The following is an 11,850-nucleotide window of genomic DNA, read 5'->3' as shown; positions in this document are numbered from 1 at the left end:
GCATCGGGAGAGAGGTCTCGTCCCATCTTTGAAGCAGGCAATTGAATGGCTATCGAAAATACAGAGAAATCAATGGAAAAAGATGTCATGTAAAATCAGGACGTAACAAAAAAATGAGAAACAGAGCAAACACGAAGTACCTGCCTGCTGCACGGCAGGGTTAAGCCTCCTAATCCCCTAATCAACCAATCCACCGATACCCCATTCCCTAATCTGTGTATTGTCTTGAGAATTGGAAGTTTAAGAAAACCAGCCTCATAACCTTCCAATCTCCCAATCTCCTCGTTCACTATTCGTCCAATCCACTGATAACCTAATCCACTAATAACCCAATCCCAAAACTGTTTAGAAGCTTAGGGCTTAGAAGTATAGAAAATTCAACCTCCAAACTTTCAAACCTTCCAACGTTCTAACCTTTTTAACCCGCATTCCCTCAATTTCTAATCCCCTCTGCAAAGAAATTTTTCACCCAGAGTGTCCTGCTTATGAGGTTCACGGTATTGAGGATGTCATAGATGTTTTTGGGGTGGAAGGGGCTGATTGTGACATTGTAATGGCCAAGACGGTCTTGGTGTACCTCAAGGTCATATTTCAGGCTGAGTTTGAGCAGTTCTTTTGGAAAAAAAATATTTGCTGAAACAGGAGAAATTGCTTTTTGCCTTATGCCAAACCTTTTTTTCGCAGTTTGGTGATGTTTATGGAGAAGGTTCACTTGATAGCCTTTGTCACGGATGGAAAGGGTCGATGTCTGTGGTAATTTCGGGTTAAAGCTATGGATCAACTCTTGGTCTCCTTTTTGAATTCTGTAATTCACGTGCAGGGAGACTTGATGGTCTATCTTTAGATTGTTTTTGATAACCAAAAACCTCCAAAGATTATCGGTTTTTTTGAGATCCATAGATTATTCTGGGTTGTTGATCAATCTGTAAAAGTCCGAAATGGGAATTCTTAGCGCATCTATTTCTTTTTCATTTTCAAGAATGGATACCCATTTATTGTCTTTCCAGACTTCAAAATAGGCATTTTCATTCAAAAATGGGTAGATCTTTTTTACAAATCCAAAGTGTGCCAGCTTATCACCGCTTTCATAAGCCAAAGTGTCAACCTTATTGCCTTGTGTGATTCTCAATTTGAAATGGCTAGCGTCCCAAGATGGTTCTACGTAAATGTATGCCTCATCTTTGATGCGATTGATGAGGATGGAAAGATTGATCAGAGGGGATTCAGATTCCTCGATGCGTTTCCCATATCGGTAAATGGTCATTTTCGCATCATCCCGAGCTTCGATGTCATAATATATCCCACGGACATTCTTGAAAAACAACCTTTCTGCATCAGTGATGCTTAAGATAGATTCCTCCTTTCCCGAGTTATTGGCCCTTTTTTCATTGAAAAACGAGAGGGTCAGCACAAATAGAATTGATCCCAACCCGAAAATTTTTAGGATTTTGATCATTTCTGGGGAAAGGGAATCACTTTTTGACATGACGGGGTTTGGTTTTGTATTTAACCACTGATAAGGGGGTGGTGTTTGGGTTCTAAAACCTATTACCCCAATCAGGATCAATGGACATATGAGCCGGCATTGATGTCAATTGTGCAGCCTGTAGCATGGTCTGCCAACCCCGAACAAAGCAAGGTGACCATGGGGGCGATGTCTTTGGGTTCTGTAAGTTTCTTCAATGCAATATCATTCAGTGCATAGCCTTCACCATATTGATCCATAAAATTTTTCGCCATATCCGTTCGGGTAAATCCCGGGGCAATGACAAATGCCTTGATCCCCTCTTTGCCATAGTACCTGGCAATTGATTTGGTATAGCTGACGATGGCCGCTTTGGAGGCGGCATAGGCTAAGTAATCAGGCGTGTCTCCCCTAAATGCGGCGCGGGATGAGATATTGATGATTCTTCCATTATTTCTGCTTTTTGCATGCGCTATAAATTCCTTGCTGATGATCGCAAGTGCATTGATATTGACATCCATGGTCTTTAGCCAAGCATTTGTCCATTCGTCGGTCTCAGTATCATCCGGGGTAGAGATAGCAATACCTGCATTGTTTACAATTGTGTCGATAGGGCCATAGGCTTTAATCAACTCAGGTATCCATCCTTTGACCATTTCCAGGTTTGACAAATCGTTTGGGACCAAATGGGAAATGTTGGGCAGATCCGCTTGGAGTGATTTTGCCTCTTCGAGGTTTTTGTTAAAATGGATCAATACCTCCGCACCAGAAGCAGAAAGTTGTTCAGCAATTGCTCTCCCGATTCCTCTGGATGCACCTGTCACTAGGATTCTATGGTTTCTTAAACTGATATTCATTCTTAATGGGCTTTTATATTGATTACTTTAAAAAAGCCCTCACTGTATCCACTACAGCTTGTGGCTGCTCTGCATGCAGCCAATGGCCTGCATTTTTGATGTAAATTAAATGATTGTTGGGGAAATAGCGATCTATGTCTGCCCTGTCTTTTTCCTGGATGTATTTTGAATTTGCCCCGCCCATAAATAGCGTGGGATTTTCAAAACTGTTGTCATAATCCAAAGCTTCTCCAACATTTTCAATTTGATCATTGATCACAGACAGGTTTATTTTCCAGATAAACTCCCCCTCTTTGTTTCTTCCAAGGCTTTTGAGCAAAAACTGTCTGATTCCGGCTTCGGGAACGTGTTTTGCCAATTGGTCGTCGGCTTCTTTTCGGGATTTGACCTCATGCAGATTGATAGATGTCAATCCTTCCAAGATGCTTTGGTGATGGACTGCGTAATGTCTTGGTGCAATATCCGCTACGATCAGCTTTTTGACCTTTTCAGGGTATTGCAAGGCAAAATTCATCACGGTCTTTCCTCCCATGGAATGCCCCATCAGGTAGGCAGCGTCTAAATTTTGATCCTGCATTAGTTCATTCAGATCCTCAGCCATGACTTTGTAATTCCATTCATCGCTGTGCGGAGAATCTCCATGGTTTCGCTGGTCGACAAGATATAGTGTATATTGCTTCTCCAGCTCTTTGGCAATGCTGTACCAATTGTCCGCCGAACCAAATAGCCCATGCAATATAATCAACGGCTCTCCAGAGCCAGTTTTTTTGAAATGGAGTTTCATAGTATATATGATAAAATATTTTCCCTTTTTAATTTCCTATAATTTCACTTCATGATTTTAGGAATCTGATTTTGATATTCTTGGATACTTGGATATTAAGATATTTGATAGTGATTAGTGTCAATATCCCAATATCAAATATCAATTCAATATCAACTAAATCTCCAACTGTCTTCTGTACATCTGTATGGTGTTCTCCAAACCATAATACAGCGCATCGCAAACCAATGCATGGCCAATCGATACTTCATCAATGTATGGAATGCTTTCCTTCAGAAACCTAAGGTTGTGCAGATCCAAATCATGCCCTGCATTGAGCCCCAATCCCAACTCACGCGCAAGCTCTGAGACTTCGATATATGGTTTGATAGCGGCGTGTTTGTCCTTTGGGAAATTTACAGCATAAGGTTCTGTATACAATTCTACCCTGTCTGTACCCGTTTCCTTTGCAGGTTCAAAGAACTTGCTTTCTGGATTGATGAAAATCGATACCCGGGTGCCATATTCATGTAGTTCGGCTACAATATCCTTCAAGTACTCCAAATGTGTGACAGTGTCCCAACCTGAATTGGAAGTGATGGCATTGGGTGGGTCAGGTACCAGTGTCGCTTGGGCAGGTTTGACCAGCTTGATCAATTCCATAAAACGTCGGTCCGGATACCCCTCTATGTTGAACTCGGTAGTCACCACTTTGCTCAAATCCAGTACATCCTGGTAGCGGATATGCCTTTCGTCGGGTCTGGGATGTACAGTTATCCCTTGTGCTCCAAATCTTTCCGCATCTAGTGCAACTTGCACTACGTCGGGATTGTTTGCGCCCCGGGCATTTCTCAAAGTGGCGATTTTATTAATATTTACGCTTAACTTGGTCATTTTCCTAAATTAAAAGATAATTTTGTAACAAATTTACACCTATAACACAAACAACAAGGGAATGAGTTTAAAGCTAAGTGTAGAAAGTGAAATAAAAAAAGCCATGTTGGCTAAAGACAAGGACAGACTACGTGCCTTAAGGGCGATCAAGTCTTTGATTATGTTGGAAGAAACAAAAGGCGGAGCGGCAGAAAGTCTTTCGGAAGAAGATGAATTGAAGTTGTTGACCAAAGCGGCAAAGCAACGCAAGGATTCGGCGGATATTTACAAGGAGCAGGGCCGGGAAGATCTTTTGGCAGTTGAATTGGCAGAATTGGAAATCATATCTGAATTTTTGCCAAAGCAACTTTCTGAGGAGGAGCTGGAAACTGAACTGAAGAAAATCATTGCAGAATCAGGTGCAGAAGGTCCTAAGGACATGGGTAAGGTAATGGGACTGGCGTCCAAGGCATTGGCTGGGAAAGCTGATGGGAAAGCTATCTCTACGAAAGTCAAATCATTGTTAGCATAATATCATTTGGCCACTTTAGATATCACCATTTTCATTATTTTAGCCATAGGTGCCTATAGTGGATATAGGCAAGGCTTATTTATTGGAATCATATCTATAGTGGCTTTTTTTGTCGCCATTGTTTTGGCTTTTCACCTGATGGATTGGGGGGCGGAAGTTTTGGCCACCAAAATTGAGAACCTGACTTTCATGCTGCCGTTTGTGGCATTTTTGATAATATTTTTGATCGTGATTATAGGTATCAGGAGTTTGGCTTTCTTAGTCAAAAAAACCATTGACCTTACAGTACTTGGCTCCATGGATAATATTGCAGGTTCAGTTTTGGGCGTGTTGAAGACAGGGTTTATCCTGAGCCTTTTGCTATGGGTAGCCAATTCTTTTGAGTTTGAGTTTTCCGATAATATGATCAATGAATCTAAACTATACCCAATTTTACAGCCTATAGCACCTTTTGTAATCAATCTGGTGGATAGTTATACCCCAATCATCAATCAAGCTGTAGAGTCTATACAGACACTGGTAAATACTGCGAGGAATGCTGCTGTTGATTGATAACTTTGATTCTTTTTCACATATTCTGGCCGATTATCTCCGTCAGACAGGCAAAGACTTGAAAATTGTGAGGAATGACCTGGATATAGCATCGATCAAGGATGATGTCTTTGAAGGGGTTATCCTGTCTCCAGGACCTGAAACACCAGCCAAAGCGGGGAATTTGACAGGGATTCTGGAATATTACCATGACAAAATCCCTGTATTGGGGGTTTGTTTGGGGCATCAGGCAATAGGGGAGTTTTTTGGGGCAAACTTGGTGAAAAGCAACATCCCTGTACACGGAAAAGTGCATAAGGTCAAAAAAGTTTCAGGGCATCCCGTACTCCGGAATTTGCCGGATGAGTTTGAAGTCACCAGGTATCATTCCTTGGTATTGGAGAACCTACCCGGTTGCCTGCAGCTATTGCTGGAAACGCACCAAGGAGAGGTCATGGCCATCGCCCATAGAGAGCTCCCAATTGTGGGGATCCAATATCATCCCGAAGCACATTTGACGGAGTTTGGATTGGAGATTATCAAAAATTGGACAAAAGGTCTATAACTATTAGGATCCTAAGGGTGGCACTCGGTTGGTTTTATATCAGAAGCTGATTGAATAGCTTCAATCTAAAATCTACCCTCCTAATTTCAACCTCCTTTTTACATTCCTTCTCTTTTCCCGAACCTCTTATATCGATTTTTAGTTTATTATTCGATAGCAATTTAATATCTTTAGATCATGCAGGCATACGACTTCATCAACAATCTGATTCCGCCATTGAAAGTTACTGACAATGCAAAGAAAGCATTGGCTTGGATGGAGGAGATCCGTATCAATGTTTTGCCTGTAGTGGAAGATTCCCAATTTAGAGGGCTTGTTTCAGATGATTTGATCTATACGCTCAACGACCCAAATCTTAGCATAGGGGACATTGAAGCGGATTCATTGGCATGCTATGTTTACCAGGACAAGCATATTTATGATGTCTTGAGGGTGGCGGCAGAACATCACTCCAATATGGTCGCTGTGCTTGATAGAGACCTTAGATACTTGGGGGTAGTCACCATGGAAGATGCGATTGGGGCATTTGCAGACAGCTTGTCCATTCAGTCTCAGGGTGCTGTGGTGGTATTGTCCATGTTTATGACTGACTACAGCATGTATGAGATCGCCCGTGTCATTGAATCGGAAAATGCCAAAATCCTCTCCAGTTTCATCTCTATTGACCCACTTGATGATAGCAAGATCAAAGTCACCTTGAAACTGGATAAAGTAGAGTTGAGACATATCAAGGCGACCTTGGAGCGCTTTGGCTATAGGATTATCGATCATTATCAAGAAGAAAACGAGCCAGACAGAGAGCAGGATCGCATTGGGAATCTGTTGAGATTTTTGGACATCTAAACCAATCATAAATGAACATAGCAATTCACGGAATAGGTTTTCCGAGAGAATTTGTACCCCATATTGAGCAGCTGATCAACTGTTTGAAATCACACGATATCCGTATTTATTTCACAGAGGGATTTTCCAAATCCCTTAAGAAGAACAATGTCAAGCTTGAGGGCTATGAACCTTTGAATCCCAAGAGTTTGATAGAGCAGATGGATTTTATACTGTCTGTAGGGGGAGATGGGACATTGTTGGACTCTGTTTGTTTGGTGGGGGAGTTTGAAATTCCGATAGTGGGGATCAATTCCGGTAGGCTTGGATTCTTGGCAACAGTAGCAAAGGAAGATATAGATAATGCGATTGAGCAATTGATTGCAGGGAATTTTTCGGTGGAAAAAAGGGCGCTGGTTAGTGTCAATACAGAAAAGCAGATTTTCAATGGACTGAATTTTGGGTTGAATGAATTTACTATGCATAAGAGGGATACCTCTTCCATGATAACCATCCATACTTATATAGATGGACAATACCTGAATAGCTACTGGGCGGATGGGTTGATTGTGGCTACCCCAACAGGGTCTACAGGTTATTCCTTGAGTTGTGGAGGCCCGTTGATTACACCCGGGGCGAGGAATTTTGTCATTACTCCGGTGAGTCCACATAATCTCAATGTGAGACCGATCATCCTGTCCGATGAGTGTGAAATGAGCTTCAAGATAGAAGGAAGGGGAGAAAAGTTTCTCGTGTCTTTGGATTCCAGATCCACTACCGTTGATGCGACTGATGAATTAAAGGTGAAAAAAGCAAGCTTCTCTGCGAATCTGGTAAAATTCCACGATTACCATTTCTTCGACACAATCAGACAGAAACTGAATTGGGGTTTTGATATGAGGAATTAGGGGCGAGGAGCGAGAGGCAAGAGACGAGAAGCGTGAGAAGAGAAGCAAGATACAAGACATAAGATACAAGACACAAGACGCAAGATGCAAGTGACATCTAACCCCGAATGGGCCTGCCTGACGTCAGGCAGGGTTAAACCTTGAATAGAATTGCAAACTTTGCCACTTAGCATTCTTTGCGGGAAGGGAGAATATAATGACAAACCCTCCATGCTCAATTAATCAATAACAATTTCCCTAACCAACTATTTTCAATGCAAAACTTCCCAAGTTTAGAAGAAATCAAAGCGGCACACCAGCGGATACAGCCATTTATCCATCGTACTCCTATATTAAGCTCTGAGGCAATCAATCAGATAGGAGGTTGCGAAATCTTTTTCAAGTGTGAGAATTTTCAGAAAGTTGGGGCTTTTAAGGCCAGGGGAGCTGCAAATGCAGTTGTCAAACTTACAGAAGAGCAAAGGGAAAATGGGGTGGCAACACATTCATCGGGGAATCATGCTGCAGCTTTGGCAAGGGCAGCATCAGTCGCTGGCATCAAATCCTATATCGTCATGCCATCTTCTGCTCCAGAGATCAAGAAGAAAGCTGTGGAATCTTACGGTGGGGAGATTATAGAGTGTGAACCCAATTTGTTGGCAAGAGAGACGACCCTCAATGCTGTTGTAGAAAAGACTGGAGCTACTTTTATACCTCCCTACGATTATTTTGATGTAGTGGAGGGGCAGGCAACTTGTGCTTTGGAAATGTGGGATGAAGGGATTTCTTTTGACACCATCATTACTCCAGTTGGAGGTGGCGGGCTTTTGGGTGGTACGGCTTTGGCTACAAAATATCTTTCTCCAAATGCCAAAGTGATCGGTGCGGAGCCCAAAGGGGCTGATGATGCCTACAGGTCATTTCACGCAAAGGAATTAATACCCATGAAAGCACCCAATACCATTGCAGATGGATTGTTGACTTCTCTGGGAAAATTGAATTTTGATATCATCATAAATTATGTTGATGATATTCTTACCATCAACGACGAAGAAATCATAGAAGCTATGCGTCTGATCTATGAAAGAATGAAAATCGTCATAGAACCAAGTTGCGCCGTTCCATTGGCAGCCTTGCTCAAAAACAAAGAGCACTTCAAAGGTCAAAAAGTTGGCATTATCCTCTCTGGAGGCAATGTGGATTTGGGTAAATTGCCTTTTTGAGCAATAGTCGAATGTATGATTTGGATTTTTTCAATCAATTCTTTTTTGCCTCAACAAGTAAAATTGATGTGATTTAATAGGAATTTGCTTTAGATTTAAAGCTTTAAAATCTAGTATTTATCATCTAATCAATAATTGCCTTGAAAAGAAAAGTCAACGTTGGTCTGGTGCAGAATTCCTGTGACAAAGACCTCTCCGAAAATAGAAAAAAAGCTGAAATGGGCATTAGGGAAGCCGCCGCCAAAGGGGCTCAGGTCATCTGTCTACAGGAACTATTTGGCTCACTATACTTCTGTGATGTGGAAGATCATGGGAACTTCGACCTGGCCGAACAGATTCCGGGCCCATCTACGGATTGCCTTTCCCCACTTGCCAAAGAGTTGGGTGTTGTGATCATTGCTTCCCTATTCGAGAAAAGGGCGGAGGGTTTATACCACAATACCACTGCGGTATTGGATGCTGATGGAGCCTATTTGGGAAAATATAGGAAAATGCACATTCCTGATGATCCAGGATACTATGAGAAATTTTACTTTACACCAGGGGATTTGGGATACAAAGTGTTCAAAACCAAAGTGGCTACAATAGGCGTATTGATCTGCTGGGATCAGTGGTATCCGGAGGCAGCTAGGATTACGGCATTGATGGGGGCTGAGATCTTATTCTACCCAACAGCCATCGGCTGGCACAAAGACCAAGATGAGAAGACCAACAAAGAGCAATACCACGCATGGCAGACAATCCAAAAATCCCATGCCGTGGCAAACGGTGTACCGGTAGTGGCTGTCAATAGGGTTGGGGTAGAAGGAGAGATGAGGTTTTGGGGAGGTTCTTTTGTTACCAATGCTTTCGGTTGGGTTACTTATCAGGCCAGTCATGAAGCTGAAACTGTGCATGTGGAAGAATTGGATATGGAAGGTTCTGACCGATACAGAACCCACTGGCCTTTCTTGAGAGACCGCCGCATCGAAACATACAGTCCCATTACCAAGCGCTACATAGATGAAGACTGAGATAGATACCCGAATAGTTGATGGGCATGCTACACCAAGGGAGTTGGGTTACTCTTTTCCGGCAGAGTTTGCGCCCCATGCAGCTACTTGGTTGAGCTGGCCGCACAAGGAGGCTTCTTGGCCAGGAAAGATTGATACGATATATCCTTCATATGCGAATTTTATCAAAGAACTTGCAGCTGAAGAAGAAGTGCATATCAATGTGTCAGATGAGAAAATGAAGGCCTTTGCGCTCAGGCACCTTGAGGTAGTGGGAGCCGACCTCAACAAGGTCTTTTTCCATTACTTCCCCACCAACGACGCTTGGTGTAGGGATCATGGTCCTGCTTTTTTGACCAATCCCCTTTCTGACCAGCCAAAAGCTTTGGTGAAATGGAACTACAATGCTTGGGGAGGTAAATACCCTCCCTTTGATCTGGACAACAAGATCCCGCACCATATTGCAAAACTTAGGGATATCCCTTGTTTTACACCTGGGATCATTATGGAAGGAGGTTCCATTGAGGTCAATGGAAATGGGACACTTTTGACTACCGAAGCTTGCTTGCTCAATCCCAATAGAAACCCACATCTTTCAAAATCCCAAATTGAAAGGTATTTGGAGGATTACTATGGAGTGGGGAATATCCTATGGTTGGGTGACGGGATAGAGGGGGATGATACAGATGGACACATTGATGATCTGACCAGGTTTGTCAATGGGGATACGGTGGTGACAGTAGTGGAACATAATAAAAAAGATGTAAATTATAAACCGCTTCAGGACAACACCAAGCTGTTGCAAAAACTGAGATTGGAAAATGGAAAGCAAATGAATGTGGTAGAATTGCCAATGCCTGCTCCCATATTATATGAGGACATGAGGCTGCCTGCATCCTATGCCAATTTCTACATCGCCAATAATTTGGTTGTAGTACCTACCTTTAGGGATGCCAATGATGATAAGGCATTGGAGATCATCGCTTCCTGTTTTCCGGATAGAAAAGTGACGGGGATAGATTCCCTGGATTTGATTTGGGGATTGGGAAGTTTTCACTGCTTGAGCCAACAGGAGCCCTTGTAGTACGCTTGCTCAGATACCTTTGAGTCCACATGGTAGCCCTTTCACTTTCGCTGTACTGTCGTGGAGCTTATAAGTGGCGGCATAATTCCCATAAAAAAATCCCACCTCAAGATTGAAGTGGGATTTTTTATATAATTGTGTCTGTCTTGATTATGGGTTGGAAACTCCTCCTTGTGGAATTTCGATACCTAACTTCGTCAAGACCAACTCAGTGAATTTATCATCATCTCTTGTATACAGCAATACTGGGGCTTGGCCAGCTGATTCTGCAAATACATGGGTATAATTGTTCTCAGCGGCTACTGCATTGATCGCATTGAATACCTTAGTCTGTACTGGCTCCAATAGCTCCTGCAGCTTTCTCTGGTAAGACACTTCCGAATCTTGTTGATACTTCTGAAGGTCATCACGAAGCTTTGTCAATTCTTGGACTTTTGTATTTCTAGCTTCTTCAGTCATTGTCTGAGCAGCTTTCTCATAAGCATCTACTTGTCTTTGAAAATCCGCCCCCTTAGTTTGGATCTGGGTTTGAAGTTGTTGTGAGTAATCCTGGATATCAGCACCGATTTGCTCCATTTCCGGCATCAAATCCATAATCAATTCCACATTGGTATAGCCAATTTTTACATCTTGAGCCTGAGCTACAAATCCTACGCAAAAGATAGCGATTGCCGAAAGGATAAATTTTGCTTTCATCATTTTAGTTTTTATTTGTTTTTTTTATTTGTTTTCTATTCCTAATTCTTCCAATACAAATTCAGAGTAATCATGTCGCGGATCAGTATAGATCAAGCCCATATTGGCAGCTTTGTCATGTAAGGCAGCCAATCCATTTCTTTTGGCCACCCGGTCGATGGCGTCAAAGATTTTGGATTGCAGTGGCTGTAGCAATTCGGTCTGTTTTTGGTAATATTGGCCATTGATGCCAAATACCCGGTTGTTGAATGCTACCGCACTTTTCTGCTTTTCTTCGATGGCAGCCATGCGCTCTTGATACATCTCCTCTGTCAATAGTACTTCCTCTGCCTTGAGGTTGGAAAGCATTTCTTTTACTTCTCTTTCCAAATTTTGTGCCTCTTTTTTCCAAGCTGCATTCAGTGCTTCCAATTCATTCTGAACAAGCTTGTAGTCAGGATGTTTGTTCAGGATATACTCCGAATCTATGTAACCCCATTTCTGGGCTGATGCCTGTTGTACACCCATTGTCAGCACCAATATTCCTGACAAAATTAACAAATTCAAGGATTTTTCCATAC

General features: G+C 42.3%; 15 protein-coding genes. 8 read left to right on the top strand and 7 right to left on the bottom strand.

The window, feature by feature from the left end; translation table 11 throughout:
- Positions 1–433: 433 nt before the first annotated feature.
- The 5 genes from ACFSKL_RS04870 to ACFSKL_RS04850 all read right to left on the bottom strand — a co-directional run bounded on the left by ACFSKL_RS04870 (position 434) and on the right by ACFSKL_RS04850 (position 3,979).
- Complete coding sequence (locus ACFSKL_RS04870; protein ID WP_376883987.1) at positions 434–898, bottom strand: hypothetical protein; 465 nt, start codon at positions 896–898, stop codon at positions 434–436.
- 3 nt (positions 899–901) lie between these two features.
- Positions 902–1,486 (bottom strand): hypothetical protein, encoded by a 585-nt coding sequence (locus ACFSKL_RS04865; protein WP_376883985.1) that lies wholly within the window; start codon positions 1,484–1,486, stop codon positions 902–904.
- A gap of 77 nt (positions 1,487–1,563) precedes the next feature.
- A complete protein-coding gene (locus ACFSKL_RS04860) occupies positions 1,564–2,322 on the bottom strand; it encodes an SDR family NAD(P)-dependent oxidoreductase (RefSeq protein WP_376883983.1) in 759 nt (252 codons plus the stop codon).
- A 22-nt stretch (positions 2,323–2,344) separates the two neighbouring features.
- Positions 2,345–3,106, bottom strand: a complete 762-nt coding sequence (locus ACFSKL_RS04855; protein WP_376883982.1) for an alpha/beta fold hydrolase — start codon at positions 3,104–3,106, stop codon at positions 2,345–2,347.
- A 156-nt stretch (positions 3,107–3,262) separates the two neighbouring features.
- Positions 3,263–3,979: a pyridoxine 5'-phosphate synthase gene (locus ACFSKL_RS04850; RefSeq protein WP_376883981.1), complete on the bottom strand. Its 717-nt coding sequence runs from the start codon at positions 3,977–3,979 to the stop codon at positions 3,263–3,265.
- A 61-nt stretch (positions 3,980–4,040) separates the two neighbouring features.
- On the opposite strand from ACFSKL_RS04850, the gene ACFSKL_RS04845 reads away from it, so the two are divergent.
- The 8 genes from ACFSKL_RS04845 (at position 4,041) to ACFSKL_RS04810 (ending at position 10,594) form a co-directional block, all read left to right on the top strand.
- Positions 4,041–4,490 carry a GatB/YqeY domain-containing protein gene (locus tag ACFSKL_RS04845; protein WP_376883980.1) on the top strand — a complete coding sequence of 150 codons (450 nt, stop codon included), beginning with the start codon at positions 4,041–4,043 and terminating at the stop codon, positions 4,488–4,490.
- Positions 4,491–4,496: 6 nt separating this feature from the next.
- Positions 4,497–5,042 (top strand): CvpA family protein, encoded by a 546-nt coding sequence (locus ACFSKL_RS04840; protein WP_376883978.1) that lies wholly within the window; start codon positions 4,497–4,499, stop codon positions 5,040–5,042.
- Positions 5,026–5,586 (top strand): anthranilate synthase component II, encoded by a 561-nt coding sequence (locus tag ACFSKL_RS04835; RefSeq protein WP_376883976.1) that lies wholly within the window; start codon positions 5,026–5,028, stop codon positions 5,584–5,586. The genes ACFSKL_RS04840 and ACFSKL_RS04835 overlap by 17 nt, the downstream gene beginning before the upstream one ends.
- A 177-nt stretch (positions 5,587–5,763) precedes the next feature.
- The gene (locus ACFSKL_RS04830; RefSeq protein WP_376883975.1) at positions 5,764–6,429 is read left to right on the top strand and encodes a CBS domain-containing protein; all 666 of its coding nucleotides are present in this window, start codon (positions 5,764–5,766) and stop codon (positions 6,427–6,429) included.
- A gap of 11 nt (positions 6,430–6,440) precedes the next feature.
- Positions 6,441–7,316, top strand: a complete 876-nt coding sequence (locus ACFSKL_RS04825; protein ID WP_376883973.1) for an NAD kinase — start codon at positions 6,441–6,443, stop codon at positions 7,314–7,316.
- A 254-nt stretch (positions 7,317–7,570) separates the two neighbouring features.
- Positions 7,571–8,518, top strand: coding sequence for a pyridoxal-phosphate dependent enzyme (locus ACFSKL_RS04820; RefSeq protein ID WP_376883971.1), 948 nt, complete (start codon positions 7,571–7,573; stop codon positions 8,516–8,518).
- A 140-nt stretch (positions 8,519–8,658) separates the two neighbouring features.
- Complete coding sequence (locus ACFSKL_RS04815; protein ID WP_376883970.1) at positions 8,659–9,531, top strand: carbon-nitrogen hydrolase; 873 nt, start codon at positions 8,659–8,661, stop codon at positions 9,529–9,531.
- Positions 9,521–10,594 carry an agmatine deiminase family protein gene (locus tag ACFSKL_RS04810; protein WP_376883968.1) on the top strand — a complete coding sequence of 358 codons (1,074 nt, stop codon included), beginning with the start codon at positions 9,521–9,523 and terminating at the stop codon, positions 10,592–10,594. The genes ACFSKL_RS04815 and ACFSKL_RS04810 overlap by 11 nt, the downstream gene beginning before the upstream one ends.
- A gap of 150 nt (positions 10,595–10,744) precedes the next feature.
- Here the strand turns inward: ACFSKL_RS04810 and ACFSKL_RS04805 are convergent, their stop codons facing one another.
- Positions 10,745–11,293: an OmpH/Skp family outer membrane protein gene (locus ACFSKL_RS04805; protein WP_376883966.1), complete on the bottom strand. Its 549-nt coding sequence runs from the start codon at positions 11,291–11,293 to the stop codon at positions 10,745–10,747.
- 21 nt (positions 11,294–11,314) lie between these two features.
- A complete protein-coding gene (locus ACFSKL_RS04800) occupies positions 11,315–11,848 on the bottom strand; it encodes an OmpH/Skp family outer membrane protein (protein ID WP_376883965.1) in 534 nt (177 codons plus the stop codon).
- Positions 11,849–11,850: the final 2 nt, after the last annotated feature.

Source organism: Belliella marina, assembly GCF_042682445.1.
Classification (GTDB): Bacteria; Bacteroidota; Bacteroidia; order Cytophagales; family Cyclobacteriaceae; genus Belliella; species Belliella marina.
The sequence above is the reverse complement of the archived record's forward strand: the minus strand, read 5'-3'. Positions and strand labels throughout refer to the sequence as shown.